A 14,630-nucleotide genomic window follows, 5' to 3' on the forward strand; every position below is an offset into this window, starting at 1 on the left:
GAGTTGCCCGTACGCAAGAAGGGTGCAAGGTCATGTTCATTTTCCCATAGGCACTTCAAGAAAATTTTCCTTCCATCCCCCTTAAGTTCCTGGGGATTCCGCCGATAAACAAGGAAGAGAACGAGAAAGGGGGTTTTTCGGCTTGAAAATCCGAACAAAGGTATCTCTTGGATTTCTCGTCCTTGCCGTTCTCGCTGGCGTCATAGGTCTTGTGGCCCTTTTTGCCCTCAGTGAAGTGAATACCACCTTTAAGGAAGTCGAAGAGTCCTTCCCACTCCTTCTTGCCACCTCCCGCCTCAAGGATATCATCGCGAACTACAATGCCCTTATTTCCTCGTACCTTGCCGAAGAGGACCTCGAGAAGCTCAAGACGTACGATGCATCTTTTGACAACCTCGACAAGCGCTTCACCATGTACCTTGAGGCATTGCGCCTTGGGAGTGCCTCGGAGGAGTTCACCTCCCGGTACGGGGAACTCTGGAACGCCGAAGGATTCCCCTATGTGCTTCCGCCTCTTCCTGAGGGGAGTGACCTCGCCGCAAAACTCCAGGAACTCCGCACCCTCGAGGCGACCCACGTCATGAAAGCCGAGGCTCTTCGGAAGTCCTGGCAAGAACGGATTACAGTCCTGAATACCCGAAACGAAAAGGCCGTTGCCATGGATGAGCCGGCAAACACCATTGTGAACTTTGTCCGCATCGTGGGGGGCATTATCGCCAAGCAAGGCGATCCCCTGAACGAAATCTACTTCTGGCTTTTCCGCTCCTTCTACAGTGGTGAAGAAGAGAATCGAGCCCGGGCGAACATAGGCTCGTACTTTGACAGCTTCAGGAAGGACCTGGAACAGGCCGAATTTTCGGAAGGAACGAAGAAAACCATCCTTGAGCGACTCGATACCCTCCGTGCAAAGACCGAGGTCCTCCTCAATTCCATGTACACCCCCGGTGCCACTCGTACCGACGAAGAATTCATGGAGTTCTACCGGGCCTACCGCTCCCTCCAGAGCACCCTAAACGCCCTGCGCCTTGACAAATGGGTGGACCGCCTCTACAACTTGAACCAGGACCGGAAAAACTACCTCCTTCTTTCCGGTGAGGCTAAGGCAAAAGCCCAAGAGGCAGTGGATAAAAACTTTGAAGTGCTTACCAAGTTCTTTGAGGGGGATTTCCTCAATGTTTACGCTGCAGTGGCAGCTCAAACCATCGTCAATGACCGCTTCAAACCCCTCAAATCCCTCTGGCAGGAAGTGGTGCAACTCGACAAAAACCTTGCCCTCCTTGAAGGACAGATAAGCCGGGCAATCGAAGAGATGCGGGGCATCGAGGAGCAAATAACCCAGGCCATGGAGGCCATAAACGAAGATGTTCGCAACCACTTTGCCCACGGCATTGAAGTGGTAGGAAGAACTCAGGCAACCCTCAACCGGGTGCTCTACCTCATCGTGGCTTTGGTTGTCATCGCCGCCATAGCTCTTGCGCTCTCCCTTTCCCGAAGCATCACCGTACCCCTCCGCCAGGGCGTCGCCTTCGCGAAGGTCCTGGAGTGCGGAGACCTCACGCAGAGAATGGAGGTCAAGCGGAAAGACGAGATTGGAGACCTCATGGCCTCTCTTACCCAGGCCTCGGCCTCTCTGTGCCATTTCTTAAGCGAGGTTGCCACTTCTGCCCGGGATATCATCAAAGCGATGGATAATCTGAAGCAAACCTCCCGGGAAATCGCCGAAACCGGAGACCAGATTGCCCAGACCATTGCCCAGGTGGCCAAGGGGAGCGAGGAGCAGAGCCAGAACCTCACCATGGTCTCCCAGAGGATGGAGGGATTGCTCTCAGAGATGAGAGCCATGGGAGAGAAGCTCCTCTTCCAGGTGGAGGAGGCCGCCAAGGCTCTGGAGGAAGTGGAGCGCATCGAAAGGGAAATTGCCGAAACCGGAAAGAACCTGGAAGAGGCGAGGAAGGCTGCGGAGAAGGCCTTCTCCGCCACAGAGAGAGGGGAGAAAACCCTCGAAGAGGTGGTCAAGGCCATGGGGAGCATCCGGGAATCGGTCTTCTCGGTGGGGAAGGTGGTGGAGAAGCTCGGGGCGAGTTCCCGGGAAATCGGGAGCATCACCGACCTCATCACCGGGATTGCCGAGGAGACAAATCTTCTTGCCCTCAATGCCGCCATTGAGGCAGCTCGAGCCGGAGAGGCCGGAAGGGGCTTTGCGGTGGTGGCCGAAGAGGTCCGGAAACTCGCTGAGGAATCTGCCCAGGCAGCCCAGAAAATTGCCACCCTCATCCAGGAGGTCCAGAAGGAGGCCGAACGGGCAGTGCGCTCCATGGGCGAGAGTGAGAAGCGGGTGGAGGAAGGGAATGAGGCAGTGGCCAGAGCCCGGGAGGCCTTCCAGGAGATCCACACCGCCAACGAAGTGGTGACCGAAGAGGCCGAGCGCATCACCACCTCCTTCCGGAGGGTGGAGGAAGCAGCAGGGACCATTGCCCGACTCTCAGAGGAGGTCACGAACATCTCCCGGGAGAACGAGGAGCGGACGAAGAAGGTCATCCGCATGGCTGAGGAGGTCTACGAGGCCCTAAGCAGTGTGGCCTCCATTTCAGAAGAGAACGCTGCAGCAGCAGAGGAAGTGGCGGCGTCCTCTGAAGAGCAGAACGCCGCTCTGCAGGAGATGGATAGCACCATAACCGAAACCGCAGAGTTAGCCAGGAAACTTGAAGAAGACCTTGCCCAGTTCAAAATCTGAAGAACTCCGACCCTTTGAAGAACACGTTCGGTGGGCCGAAAGGAGGGGTGCGTTCCTTGTCCTTTTCGTCTTTTCTGCCTTCCTCTGCGCATCCCTCCTCTTCCTTTCCTTCTTCTCTACAGCAATCACTTCTGCAGTTGCAGCTTTAGCCATCGAGGGCGCCCGGGGAGCACAAGAAGTTGTGGCAAGCCTCTTCGAGAAGTACGCTCCAGAACTCGAAAAGCTCCTTCTTGTTCTCCGGGAAAATCTTGAAAACTTAGAAGAAGAGCTTGCCGAGGCAGGACCCCTTCCCGAGATTGAGGCTATTCACTACTACCTCATCAATCCCCAGGGAGTTGTCTACCGCACCAATTATCCCGAAGATTTGGGACTCAATCTCTCTGCTTTTCCAAAGTTCTGGAGAGCACTGCAAGAAGAGCTCACCCAAAAGACGGTTGTTGTCCATCCTTTTGCCTTAGAAACCCGCACCGGACGCATACGAATGTACCTCTATACCCGTACGGATAGGGGAGACATTCTTGAACTTGGCGCCACCCTTCAGAAGGACTTCCTTCGTCCTTTCTTCGATAGCCTCAGCCACCTCAAAAAACTCCCCTTCGTAGAGGACATAGGGCTCTACTCCGCGCATCTTCTCCCCATTGCCCCTAATTTCTCCCCTCTTCCCGAGGGGCTCAAAGAGCGTATTCGCAGTTCCCAAAAAGGAGCTTTGGCCTTACGTCCCGAGTTACGGTGCAAAGCATGGCCGTACCTCTCTTGGGGAGGGCCACAACCACGCTCTTTGCCATCACCACTTTTAACTTCTTTCCCCTCTATGTCTTCTCGGGAGCACTCCTTTCCGGGGGCTTTCTCTTTCTCCTCTACCTTCAAAAGCAACACCGCAGGTGCTTCGCCCAGATAGCTCACGACCTTAGGATTCTGAACGCCGTGGCTCAGGATGGCCCTCAAGCAAGGAGAAACTCATCACCTATCTTTCTGGAAGCAGCAAGAGCCATCGAGGCGCTTCTTGCCTCCCAGAGGGAAATCGAAGAAGTCTTCACCGTTTTCGCCCACAAACTCGCTCTCATTGCCGAAGGGTACGACACGAAGACCTCACAGCATATGCAGCGGGTAGCCAAAGTTGCCGAGCTCATTGCCAGGGAATTGGGGATCACCAATCCTGACATTCCCCGTTATGCCGGTCTCCACGACATTGGAAAAATTTTTATCCCCCGGGAAATCCTCAGGAAAAAAGGACCCCTCACCGAGGAGGAGTGGGGAATCATGAAGTCCCATCCCCTTTTTGCTGAGCAGCTCCTTGACCATCCTCGCCTCATAATCGCCCGTAACATGGCTCTGTACCACCACGAGAACTTCGATGGCACAGGTTACCCAAAGGGTCTCCGGGGCGAAGAAATCCCCATCGAAGCCCAAATCCTCAAGATTGCCGATACCTACGATGCCCTACGGGATGAGCGTCCGTACCGGAGAGCCTTCTCACACGAAGAGGCCATGCGTATAATTCTTGAAGGCGATGGGCGGACAAGACCGGAACATTTCCATCCCAAGGTACTTGCAGCATTCGTAAAACTCGAAAAAGACATTCGCAGGCTCTACGGCGAGGTATAATAGGGGGAAAAACGAGGGGAGAAACGGTGCAGGAATTCTTCCAGGCGGTACGAGGCGTAGCACTTATTCTCATTCTCCTTGGGTTTGGGTACCTTTTGGCCACCCTCAAGTGGGTCACAAAGGAGAATTCGGAGTTCCTGACCCGCTTTGTGGTTGCCATTACTCTGCCCCCGTACATGGTTGTGAACCTCACCACGAATTTCACGAGAGAAAGCCTCCTGGAACTTGGGAGAGGGCTTCCGGTCCCGGTTGTTTCTATGCTCCTTGCGTATCTTCTTGGCCTTGGCCTTGCAAATCTCTTCCACATTCCTCTGAGACGAAAAGGGATCTTTGTCGTGGCCTTTTCGCTCTCCAACACCATTTTCGTGGGGCTTCCAGTATGCCAGGCCCTTTTTGGGGAGGAAGCTACTCCTTTCGTCCTTCTCTACTACATGGTGAACACAACGCTTTTCTGGACCCTGGGGGCACTGGGCATTGCCCTCTCGGGAAACCCTGGGGAGAAACTCTCCCTCCCTAAGGCAGCGCTCCGGTGTGTTCTGAACCCTCCTTTCGTTGCGTTCTTTCTGGGATTGATGCTCGTCCTTCTCCGCTACTCCCTACCCCAACTCCTCCTTGAGCCGGCAAAGATGGTGGGAAATCTCACCACACCCCTGTCTCTCCTCTGCGTTGGAACAACCATCAGCGCAAAGCACGTAAGGTTCACCCGTGACCTTGGCCTTGTCCTCCTTGGAAGGTTCTTTGTTTCTCCCCTCCTTGTCCTCTGTGTCGCCCAATTCTTTCCTCTCTCTGTATTCACAAGAAACGTCTTCTTCGTCATGGCAGCCATGCCGGTTATGATGCAATCATCACTCCTTGCTCGCCTTTACGGAGCAGACTACGAGTACGCCACAGGTCTCATCGCCACCACAACAGCGCTGAGCGCTCTCGTTATCCCCCTCCTCAAGGTATGGGTGGTGCAGCTCACACCATGAAAACTCTGGAACTCTTTCTCCTTGCCTTTGGACTCGGACTCGATGCCTTCTCAGTAGCGGTGGCCTTTGGCATGTGCCAGAGGGTGTGCCCCTTAGGGGCTAAACTTCGACTTTCGGTTTCTTTTGGGACCTTTCAGTTCCTCATGCCTCTTCTCGGCTTTTTTGCAGGAAGAGAAATAGCCCAATTCATCGCATCTTTCGACCACTTCGTGGTTCTGGGGATTCTCCTTTTTGTTGGAGTACGAATGATTCTTGAGGGACTTTCTCGCGACGATTCGAAAACCTTTCCAGACCTTAGCCGAGGGCTTTTGCTCCTTTTTGCCTCCGTTGCCACAAGCCTTGACGCCCTGGCAGTAGGGTTTTCCTTTGCCCTTCTCAGGGACACGGTTCTCTTTGAAGCCTTGACCATCGGGATTTTCGCCTTCACAATGACCTATTTTGGAGTCTCCTTTGGACACCGGATGCGTGCAAAAACTCTTTTTGCGAAACCGGAAATCTTTGGGGGAATAGTCCTCATCCTCATTGGGTTTAAAACGTTTCTCGAGCACCTATAGAGAGAAGGCGAGACCTTGCGAAAACAGTGCGTCTTTGGGCCGATTTTTTCCCGGAGGTTAGGGAGCTCCCTTGGAGTAAATCTCCTCCCTTACAAGACCTGTAATCTCGATTGCGTGTACTGCGAATGTGGAAAAACGCGCAACCTCGTCATCGAACGGAAGGAGTATCTACCCACAGAGCTTGTGGTGGAAACCCTGAAAGAAGCGGCGTGGCGCCTGGAGAAATCCCCACCTTTCTGCGTGACCTTTGCCGGATGGGGCGAACCCACCCTCCATGTGCATCTTGGAGCCATCGCAGAGGCCACGCGCAGGATTTTCCCGGGGAAGCAACTCGTCCTCATCACCAACGGTACCCTTTTTGCCCGTTACCGGAGCCTCCTTGCAGAGGTTCAGGCCTTCGACCTCATCATACCTTCTCTTGATGCCGGAACAGAGCCAACCTTCAAGAACATCAACCGCCCTCATCCCACCTTATCTTTTGAAGAGCACCTCGAAAGCCTTCATCTTTTGCGGAGGCATTTCCCAAAGGATATCTGGCTCGAAGTCTTTATCGTCCCAGGACTAAACGATACCGAGGAGGAGCTTAAAGCCTTAAAAGAGCACATCCGAGCCCTTTCCCCAGAGAAAGTCCATCTCAACAGCCTCGACCGACACCCCACCTGCGACTGGGTAGAGAGACTCTCACCCCAAAAACTTGGGGAAATCGCTCACTTCCTCGGAGGAGAGGTTATTCCTCCCCTCCGGAAGACCAGAGATCCCGCGCTCTTTTCAAAGCAGCAATATGGCCCTCGTGGGTCCCACAGCAGCCCCCAATAATCCGGACCCCGAGCTCGAAAAAGCGTGGCGCCAGGGAGAAGAAGTCCTCTGGAGTTTCATCGTAAATGATTGCTTCTCCCTGGAGACGGGGCACACCGGCATTGGGTTTCGCGGAAAAAGGACCAGGATGCTCTCTCCGGTAATCCTCGAAAATTGCCAGGGCCTCTCGGATTCCAGTGCCACAGTTTGCCCCTAAGATAACGTTGTCTTTCTCCCGGAAAAGACGCGCAATGTCTTCCGGAGTTTCTCCAAGGAGTGTCACCATTTTCCCTCCTCGAGGCTCAAAGGTGAAGCTCACAATGGCCTCGCCACCCACCTCTTCGATCACCTCAAGAGCAAGGAGTGCCTCCTTACTGAAACTAAAAGTCTCGAGGTGGAAAAGGCGCACCCCAGCCCCATAGAGCTCATGGACCGCTTCCGAGAAAACTTCCCGTACCTTGCTCTCTGAGAGATCCCCAAAGGGCTCCATGAACTCCCCAAGAGGCCCCAAGGAAGCGGCAAGGAGAACACCAGGACGAAGGGCTTTTTGGGCAATAGTCACTCCCTGGGTTAAGATTTCCCGAAGACGATCCTCAAGGCCATGGCGCATCAGGCGGAGCCTGTTCCCCCCAAAGGTATTCGTCTGAATCATGTCGGCTCCGCTTTCGACGTAACTTGCGTGGACTGCAAGCACCGCATCGGGATGGGAGAGGTTCCACTCCTCTGGTGGATGTCCAGGAGGAAGTCCCAGCTGCTGCAATCTTGTACCCATGGCACCATCAAAGATGAGCACTCGCTCCCTTACAAACTCAAAGAGCATGGCGAATCCTCCTTTTTCGGGGATTATACCAAAAATGTTCCACGTGGAACACTTCCTTCTTACCCTGTGGTATCCTAAGAGGGGAAAGGAGGAAAGCTATGGAACGCGTTGCCTTTGTGCAGGCAGGATTCGGATTCTTCGGCGAAGGATGGACGGACCTTCTCTTGCGGAGCGACAGTGTAGAGCTCTGTGCCGTTGTGGACCCAAGCGAAGAGGCGAGAAAGCGTTTCGAGAAACGGTTTGGAGATCGAGGAATTCCCTTTTTCTCCACCTTGCAAGAGGCGCTCAAGAACACTAACCCCCAGGCAGTCCTTATCGTCGCTCCTAATGCCGCACACCGGGAAATCGCCGAAGAAGCCCTTGCGTCTCACCTCCACGTTCTCTCTGAAAAGCCCCTTGCCGACACCTGGCGGAACGCCTTAGCCATATACACCGCATGGGTACAATCCCCACAGCAAGTATACGTAGTGAGTCAGAATTACCGATTCCGCCCGGAGATTCGGGCCCTCAAAAAAGCCCTTGCCGAAAAGTTAGGGGGAGAGATTGCGTATGTGACGTACGAGTTCCACGAAGCTTTGCAGCTTGGGGGATGGCGAACCTCGATGGAACATCCTCTCCTTGCGGATATGAGCATTCACCACTTCGACATTCTCCGCTTCGTTCTTGGGCAGGAAGCCGAGTCCGTACGTATGGAAAGCACAAATCCTTCCTGGAGTCCTTTCCAGGGCGACGCCGTTGCGGCAGGGACCATCGTATTCTCCCCCGGGATTCTTGTCCACTACTTTGGAAGCTGGGTAACCCGAGGGTACCGTACAGGCTGGAACGGTATCATTCGCTTTTTTGGAGGCGAAGGAACTCTATCCCTTGAGAACGATCGTCTCTTCTTCGAGGGAAAAGAGGGAAGGCGGGAAGAGATTCTCTTCACCCGCTACGAAACCGACGGAAGGGTTTTTGTCGTAGAGGAATTCGTGGCAGCCATTCGCAGTGGAAAAGAGCCGGAAACCTCCCTCTCTGACAACATCAAAACTTTCGCCTTAGCCTGCGCAGCCGTGGAGTCGGCAAAACGGGGCGAAAAAGTCGAACTCCGGTACTACTTTGAAGAACTCAGCCAAAAACCTTCCGGGCAAAAATCATGTAGGTAGTGTGCGCCACCATTCGGTCGAAGGGACGGAAAGTCACCGGATTTGGCTTGTACTCTCGGAAGAGGCTCTCCCACACCTGAACATCGACAAAGGGGAGGGCCTCCAGCCCCCGCAGAACTTCCATGACCTGCCCGGCCGTGGGGGAGACTATGGCGATTCTCCCCCCTCCGCGTAATGCTTCCCAGCACTGCCTGAGGTACTCCCAGGGTTCTGGAACGTCAAGGAAAAGGGCGTCGATCTCTTTCTCCTCGAACCCTTCCCTGATATCTCGCAGGCGAATGGTCACCCGGTCGGCTACTCCCCACTCCCTCAGGTTCTCTTCCGCAAGAGCAATGAATTCCTCCCGACGTTCATAGGCGTACACCCGGCCTTCTCTCCCCACAAGGCGCGCCAAGGCCCCACACATTGCACCACTCCCAAGCCCCACATCGATAACCCGGTCCCCCTCCTTCACATCAAGCATGAGGAGGATGTACCCGAGGTCTTTGGGGTACACAATTTGGGTTCGCCGACGCATGTGGAAGATGTTCTCCACTACACCGGGCTGCAGGAGGAAGGCCTTCTTGCCCTTCGAGGTGAGGACATACTCGCCGAACTCCCGTCCCAGGAGATCCGCAAGCTCCAGGTTCCCAAGATGAGTCCCTAAGGATTTCCCCGGAACTACCTGCACAAGGTAATCTCGCCCGTCTTCAAGCCAGATGTACACCCGGTCTTTTTCCTGAATCGGCATAGCTCTCCTATTATAAACTATGCCGGACTTTTTCTCTGTGGATAACTTGTGGATTTCTCGCGTCCTTCGGTATACTCTCTTCAAGGAAAAAGAGCTTACGGAAAATATCCACAGGAAAAAGCGAAGAAGAAAGCCCTTCCGCAGCACAGCCTGAGGAGACTGTTCAAGGAATGTTTTAGAAAAAACGGGAAACGGAGTTGTGGATAAGTTGTGGATAAACTGCGGACAGTGCTCCGTGAGGGAATAGTTCGATTTTGCCCTGACCTCAATAGCGAGCAAGAGGAGAAAATTCTCCACTTTGTTCAACTCCTCCACAGAACCAACAAGGAGTGCAATCTCACAGGATTCAAGACCGAGGAAGAAATTCTCGTCGAGGGTGTACTCGATAGCCTCGCCGCTTTGGTTTTCCAGGAAGTCTTCAGAAAGGCGCAAAACTTCATCGACGTTGGAACCGGCGGGGGAATCCCGGGAATTCCCCTGAAAATCGTCGCCCCCTGGCTTCGGCTTACCCTCCTTGAGGCTACACAAAAAAAGTGCCGCTTCCTGAAAGAGGCCGTACAAGCCCTGAGTCTTGAGGATACCCAGGTCCTTTGTGGGCGAGCCGAAGTCTTAGCCCATGAACCGGCGATTCGGGAAACGTATGATCTTGCCACCGCCCGAGCTCTGGGGGAGTTACGGGAGATTCTGGAGCTCACCACTCCCTTCCTTCGCCCTGGGGGTTTTGCTCTCTTCTACAAAGGCCCAGGAGTTGCCCAAGAGCTTGAGAAAGCAACAACAAACGCTTTACATGTACTCCGCTGTACCGTCGTCGAAGTCAGGGAGGTTCCGATCCCCTTTCTCTCCCGGCAAACGATTTTTGTCCTCGTTCGGAAGGAAGGCCCCACACCTCCCCGTTACCCTCGTCGACCGGGAATTCCCAAAAAACGTCCCCTCTGAAAAGGGATGGACCAGGAAGCCGAAATCCGATACAATGAACTCGAGGTGGTGCATTCATGGCAGTCCTTAAAGAGCGGGCGGACAAGCTCGAAGAAGCGCTCATGCGCCTTGTATACGTTCAGCAGAAGACCGAAATAGAGATTCAGGAGTTCAAGAAAGAAATGAAAGCCTTCAAGGATGAGATGTTAGCTTTCAAGGAGGAAATGAGGGCCTTCAAGAATGAGATGTCAGTTTTTAAAGACGAGATGAAAATTTTCAAGGATGAAATGCTGTCCTTTAAAGATGAAATGAAAGCCTTCAAAGATGGGATACTTGATTTTAAGGAGTGGTCGAAAAGGAGTATCGAAAACCTCAATCGGCAATGGGGTAACCTGGCGAACAAGCTTGGTACCCTCGTCGAGGATATTTTTGCTCCCTCCATAGATAAAGCCATAGAGAAGTACTTCGGGTGCATCCCCTCGGTTATCGATGTAAAAAAGCTCGTTCGAAAAAACGGAAAAAGCCTCGAACTTGATATCCTTGCCCTTTGCAAGGAAAGCAAGAAAGCCTTTGTTGTGGAAATCAAGGCTAATCCCGATCGAGCCGAGTACATCGAGATGTTTCTCTCCAAACTCGAAGAAATCCCCCACTTTCTCCCTGAGCTCAGTGGCTCCACCATTATAGGCATATACGCCGGCTTGCACATGCAGGATGCAACCGTGAAGCTCCTCACCCAAAAGGGCCTCTATGCGCTGGTGGCAAGAGGAGACATTTTGGAAATTGTCAATTTTGAGGAACTCCAATGAAGGAGAACTTTTTGAAGCGCCTGCGCAACGGTCCTATGGCCTTAGGTACGTGGATTACCTTTTCCGACCCCGCAGTAACCGAGATCTGCGCCCAGGTTGGTTTTGATTTCCTCGTTTTCGACCTTGAGCACGCTCCCTTAGGAATCGAAACCCTCACCCTTCACCTTCTCGCCCTTAAGGGAGAGAAAACGTTCCCCATTGTTCGGGTTCTCTGGAACGAACCTTTCTACGTCAAGCAAGTCCTCGATGTTGGTGCCCTTGGGGTCATGATTCCCTGGGTCCTTACCAAGGAGGACGCGGAGAAGGCTGTAGCCTCTTGCCTCTACCCTCCAAAGGGCATTCGAGGCTTTGGGCCCCGCAGAGCTGCCCGGTACGGGCTTGCAACGGAGGAGTACATCGGTCGGGCAAACGATGAGGTCTTCTGTGTCCTCCAGATAGAGCATGTCCGGGCCGTGGAGAACTTAGAGGCCATCCTGAGCGTCCCCCACATCGATGCGGTCTTCATCGGTCCCTGGGACCTCTCTGCCTCTTTGGGCATTCTCGGACAGATGGACCATCCCCTCCTTGAGGACACCATTACCACCATCGTTGCTGTCGCTCGAGAATACAACCTTCCGGTCGGCATTGCCGCAGGTACAGACCCTAAAGAAGTGCGGCATCTTGAAACACGGGGAATTCACTTTGCCACCTTAGGGACTGACTACGGGATTTTCGTTGCAAAACTCCGAGAGCTCTTGTGAATGTTCCACGTGGAACACTCACTTTCCGATGCAGAAGTGGGAGAAAATGGTCTCGAGGAGTTTTTCGTTCATCCGTTCCCCCGTGAGGCGTTGCATTCCCGCAAGTGCCTCCTCCACAAGGACACCTAAGACGTCAAGAGGTACACCGCTCTCCTGGGCCTCCCACGCTTCTTCGAGTACCCTGAGAATCCCTTCAAGCTCTTCTCTCTGGCGAACCGTAAGGAGAACGAGGTCCTCTTCTGGACCTACGGTCTCTTGAGCGCGCTTCAAGAGAGCCGCCAAAAGCTCCTCCCGTCCTTCTCCGGTGAGCGCCGATATTTCGAGGATGGGCTCCCCCGGGTAGAGCTCTTCCACCTCCTCCCGGGTGAGCGCCGGAGGAAGGTCGCTTTTGTTGAGCACCACAAGGTGAGGACGAGACCGGACGAGTTCTGCAAGTCGCACGTCCTCCTCTTCAAGAGGGCGGCTCCGGTCAAAGACCACAACAATCCAGTCGGCCCGCTCAAGGTAATTTCTTGCCCGCTCCACCCCTATCCGTTCCACCGGGTTCTCGCTCTCCCGTATACCTGCGGTGTCCACGAAGCGAAAGGGAAATCCTTCAAGGAGAACAAATTCCTCAATGGCATCCCGAGTTGTTCCGGGAAAAGGGGTGACAATCGCCCGATCCTTTCCCACAAGGAGATTGAGGAGACTTGACTTCCCTACATTGGGCTTCCCCGCAATGACGACAAGCATTCCTTCCTCAAGAGGTTGAAGGCGCCTGCTTCGGTCAAGTTCTGTTCTAATTTCGACAAGAAGAGCGGCAATTTCCTTCCGGACGTATTCTTCCTCGTTCTCCACGGAAGCATCGAGAAAATCACAGGAAGCCTCGATGTACGCCCCAAGGAGAAGGAGCCGCCTCTCCCACTCCCGCACCTTCTCCCCAAAGGCCCCCTTGAGGTGCCGCAGAGAAAGCTCGAGAACCTTTTCCGACCGAGCTCGAACAAGGGTTGCCACTGCTTCTGCCTGGGTGAGATCGATACGCCCGTTCAGAAAGGCTCGCTCTGTGAATTCCCCAGGGCGCGCCAAACGCGCCCCCTCTCCAAGGCAGGCTTCGAGAGCTTTCCGGAGGACGAGAGGTCCCCCATGGAGGTGGAACTCTACAACATCCTCGCAGGTGTAGCTCTTTGGAGCCCGCATAACCACGCAGAGTGCTTCGTCGAAAGGCTCACCCGTTTTTGGGTCCACAATCTCCCCCAGGTACATTCGAAAACTTTGGAACTCCTCAACCCGCTTTCCGGAGCGGGCACGAAAAAGCCGGGACGCAATCCGAATTGCATCCCGGCCACTCAAGCGGACAATCCCAATGGCCCCCACCCCAGGCGGAGTGGCCAAAGCGGCAATGGTGTCATCCCTCATGGAGCCTGGGCATTCCTCCCCCATCCTTCTGCGATCGGGCTCGGTTTTTCTGCCGCGACCGCCCTTTCCTCTCAGCCTTAAGGTCAATCACCACTCGCCGATTCGGCTCTTCGCCAATACTGTACGTTACAACCTCAGGGTGATCCTTTAGCGCCATGTGGACGATGCGCCGTTCCCGCGCATTCATAGGAGCGAGGCGGACCTTCTTTTTCTCTCGCACCACTTTTTGAGCCATTCGCTGAGCAAGTTTTCGCAGCGCCTCTTCCCGACGCTTCCTGTAGCCCGAGACATCCACTTCAAGGGAAACCTCCCCGAAACCACGGCGAGCAAGGAAAGTCCGCAAGAGAATTTCAAGGGCCTCGAGAGTTTCTCCTTTTCGGCCGATGAGAATACCCGCGTCCTGCCCATCGAGGGCGCAACGGAGCACCTCACCATCCTGCGTTACCGCAACGGTAACCTCAAGCCTCATCCTCGCCACGAGCTCCCGCAGAAACCCTTCGACGGCTTCCTGCATCCCGGAGAACTTGGGCGTCTCAGAAACTGCCGGTACCTCCTGGGTTTCTTCCTCCTCGTCTTTAACCCAAACTCGAACTTTCACCATCCGGGGAACAAAAACGCTCAAGAATCCTTTAGTCTCGGAAAGGATTTCGTATCCCAGCTGCTCCTTGGGAACGTCAAAGTACCGCGAAGCCCGCTCAAGAACTTCTTCAAGGGTTTTCCCGGAAACCTCAACGCTTCTTTTCACGTCGTTCTCCCCCCTTCCTCTCTCGCGGATTTGCTGCCTGAAGAGCAGGGGAGGCAGGTTTTGCTTTGCGAAGCTGCACTTCAAGCATGTACTGCTGGAAAATGTAGAAGAGATTCGAGACAAACCAGTACAAGAGCACGCCCGAAGGCAAACCCCAGCTGATGAACACGAGGAATACCGGCATCACAACCATGAGGAGGAGATTCTGCTGGGCCGCCTCGCCTCCGGAGGGAGGTGTGCTGATTTTCTGCTGCCAGAAAGTCGTAGCTCCCATGGCCAAGGGGAGGATGTAGTACGGATCGGGCTTCGAGAGACTCGGAAGCCACAGGAATCCCGCCTGACCGTAATCGTACGTCACAAGGACCCGGTAGAGGACGAAAAGAAAGGGAAGCTGGATGAGGAGCGGAAGGCACCCCCCAAGGGGATTGACCCCTTTTTCCCGGTAGAGCCGCATGATTTCCTGGTTGAGCCTTTGGGGATCCTTGCCGTACTTCTCTTGGAGCTTTTTGATTTCTGGCTGAATTTCCTGCATTGCTCGAGCCGAGAGGTTTTGCTTGTGGATGACCGGGTACAGCGCTAACCTTACAACCGCTGTGAGGAGAATTATGGAGATGCCGTAGTTCCCAGTGAGCTGGTAGAAGAAGCGGAGAACAAACTCCATCGCCTTAGCAAGACCAT

Annotated in this window: 13 protein-coding genes and 1 pseudogene; 9 read left to right on the forward strand and 5 right to left on the reverse strand. The window is 54.2% G+C overall.

All coding sequences use genetic code 11. The features are described 5' to 3' along the window. The first annotated feature begins 142 nt into the window (after positions 1–142). From H5U36_00600 to H5U36_00620, 5 genes and pseudogenes are all read left to right on the forward strand, one after another. Complete coding sequence (locus H5U36_00600; protein MBC7216689.1) at positions 143–2,734, forward strand: HAMP domain-containing protein; 2,592 nt, start codon at positions 143–145, stop codon at positions 2,732–2,734. Next, positions 2,715–4,339: pseudogene (locus tag H5U36_00605) on the forward strand (HD-GYP domain-containing protein). The gene H5U36_00600 and the pseudogene H5U36_00605 overlap by 20 nt, the downstream one beginning before the upstream one ends. 26 nt (positions 4,340–4,365) lie before the next feature. Next, the gene (locus H5U36_00610; GenBank protein MBC7216690.1) at positions 4,366–5,310 is read left to right on the forward strand and encodes an AEC family transporter; all 945 of its coding nucleotides are present in this window, start codon (positions 4,366–4,368) and stop codon (positions 5,308–5,310) included. After that, a complete protein-coding gene (locus H5U36_00615; protein ID MBC7216691.1) occupies positions 5,307–5,864 on the forward strand; it encodes a manganese efflux pump in 558 nt (185 codons plus the stop codon). The genes H5U36_00610 and H5U36_00615 overlap by 4 nt, the downstream gene beginning before the upstream one ends. A 15-nt stretch (positions 5,865–5,879) precedes the next feature. After that, on the forward strand, positions 5,880–6,680 hold the full coding sequence (locus H5U36_00620) for a radical SAM protein (protein MBC7216692.1): 801 nt from the start codon (positions 5,880–5,882) through the stop codon (positions 6,678–6,680). Here H5U36_00620 and H5U36_00625 read toward each other — a convergent pair. Then, positions 6,592–7,479, reverse strand: a complete 888-nt coding sequence (locus tag H5U36_00625; GenBank protein MBC7216693.1) for a homocysteine S-methyltransferase family protein — start codon at positions 7,477–7,479, stop codon at positions 6,592–6,594. The two genes, H5U36_00620 and H5U36_00625, sit on opposite strands and share 89 nt — an antisense overlap. A 98-nt stretch (positions 7,480–7,577) precedes the next feature. Between H5U36_00625 and H5U36_00630 the strand changes: the two genes are divergently transcribed. Next, on the forward strand, positions 7,578–8,621 hold the full coding sequence (locus H5U36_00630; GenBank protein MBC7216694.1) for a Gfo/Idh/MocA family oxidoreductase: 1,044 nt from the start codon (positions 7,578–7,580) through the stop codon (positions 8,619–8,621). On the opposite strand, the gene H5U36_00635 is transcribed toward H5U36_00630, so the two are convergent. Continuing rightward, the gene (locus H5U36_00635; GenBank protein MBC7216695.1) at positions 8,584–9,351 is read right to left on the reverse strand and encodes a tRNA (adenine-N1)-methyltransferase; all 768 of its coding nucleotides are present in this window, start codon (positions 9,349–9,351) and stop codon (positions 8,584–8,586) included. The genes H5U36_00630 and H5U36_00635 overlap by 38 nt on opposite strands. A 210-nt stretch (positions 9,352–9,561) precedes the next feature. Between H5U36_00635 and rsmG the strand changes: the two genes are divergently transcribed. Genes rsmG through H5U36_00650 form a run of 3 tightly spaced genes read left to right on the forward strand, consistent with a single transcriptional unit; the run spans position 9,562 to position 11,812 of the window. Beyond that, entirely contained in the window at positions 9,562–10,287 is a 726-nt protein-coding gene (gene rsmG, locus H5U36_00640) for a 16S rRNA (guanine(527)-N(7))-methyltransferase RsmG (GenBank protein MBC7216696.1), read from the forward strand. Positions 10,288–10,343: 56 nt separating this feature from the next. Beyond that, positions 10,344–11,072 carry a hypothetical protein gene (locus tag H5U36_00645; protein ID MBC7216697.1) on the forward strand — a complete coding sequence of 243 codons (729 nt, stop codon included), beginning with the start codon at positions 10,344–10,346 and terminating at the stop codon, positions 11,070–11,072. Beyond that, on the forward strand, positions 11,069–11,812 hold the full coding sequence (locus H5U36_00650) for a hypothetical protein (protein MBC7216698.1): 744 nt from the start codon (positions 11,069–11,071) through the stop codon (positions 11,810–11,812). Before H5U36_00645 ends, H5U36_00650 begins: the two co-directional genes overlap by 4 nt. Positions 11,813–11,830: 18 nt before the next feature. Here H5U36_00650 and mnmE read toward each other — a convergent pair whose 3' ends face one another. From mnmE to H5U36_00665, 3 genes are read right to left on the reverse strand one after another with little or no spacing between them, the layout of a single operon-like run. Further along, on the reverse strand, positions 11,831–13,207 hold the full coding sequence (gene mnmE, locus H5U36_00655) for a tRNA uridine-5-carboxymethylaminomethyl(34) synthesis GTPase MnmE (GenBank protein MBC7216699.1): 1,377 nt from the start codon (positions 13,205–13,207) through the stop codon (positions 11,831–11,833). Beyond that, positions 13,197–13,952, reverse strand: a complete 756-nt coding sequence (locus H5U36_00660; GenBank protein ID MBC7216700.1) for a protein jag — start codon at positions 13,950–13,952, stop codon at positions 13,197–13,199. The genes mnmE and H5U36_00660 overlap by 11 nt, the downstream gene beginning before the upstream one ends. Next, on the reverse strand, positions 13,936–14,613 hold the full coding sequence (locus tag H5U36_00665; protein ID MBC7216701.1) for a membrane protein insertase YidC: 678 nt from the start codon (positions 14,611–14,613) through the stop codon (positions 13,936–13,938). The genes H5U36_00660 and H5U36_00665 overlap by 17 nt, the downstream gene beginning before the upstream one ends. Positions 14,614–14,630 lie beyond the last annotated feature (17 nt).

This window comes from Candidatus Caldatribacterium sp. (genome assembly GCA_014359405.1).
GTDB lineage: Bacteria > Atribacterota > Atribacteria > Atribacterales > Caldatribacteriaceae > Caldatribacterium > Caldatribacterium oleiphilum.

What these genes read in the sequence shown, in the direction of transcription:
- H5U36_00635 (MBC7216695.1), bottom strand. Translation starts at nt 9,351, where the DNA reads ATGCCGATTCAGGAAAAAGACCGGGTGTACATCTGGCTTGAAGACGGG.
- H5U36_00665 (MBC7216701.1), bottom strand. Translation starts at nt 14,613, where the DNA reads ATGGAGTTTGTTCTCCGCTTCTTCTACCAGCTCACTGGGAACTACGGC.
- mnmE (MBC7216699.1), bottom strand. Translation starts at nt 13,207, where the DNA reads ATGAGGGATGACACCATTGCCGCTTTGGCCACTCCGCCTGGGGTGGGG.
- H5U36_00650 (MBC7216698.1), top strand. Translation starts at nt 11,069, where the DNA reads ATGAAGGAGAACTTTTTGAAGCGCCTGCGCAACGGTCCTATGGCCTTA.
- H5U36_00645 (MBC7216697.1), top strand. Translation starts at nt 10,344, where the DNA reads ATGGCAGTCCTTAAAGAGCGGGCGGACAAGCTCGAAGAAGCGCTCATG.
- H5U36_00630 (MBC7216694.1), top strand. Translation starts at nt 7,578, where the DNA reads ATGGAACGCGTTGCCTTTGTGCAGGCAGGATTCGGATTCTTCGGCGAA.
- H5U36_00615 (MBC7216691.1), top strand. Translation starts at nt 5,307, where the DNA reads ATGAAAACTCTGGAACTCTTTCTCCTTGCCTTTGGACTCGGACTCGAT.
- H5U36_00625 (MBC7216693.1), bottom strand. Translation starts at nt 7,479, where the DNA reads ATGCTCTTTGAGTTTGTAAGGGAGCGAGTGCTCATCTTTGATGGTGCC.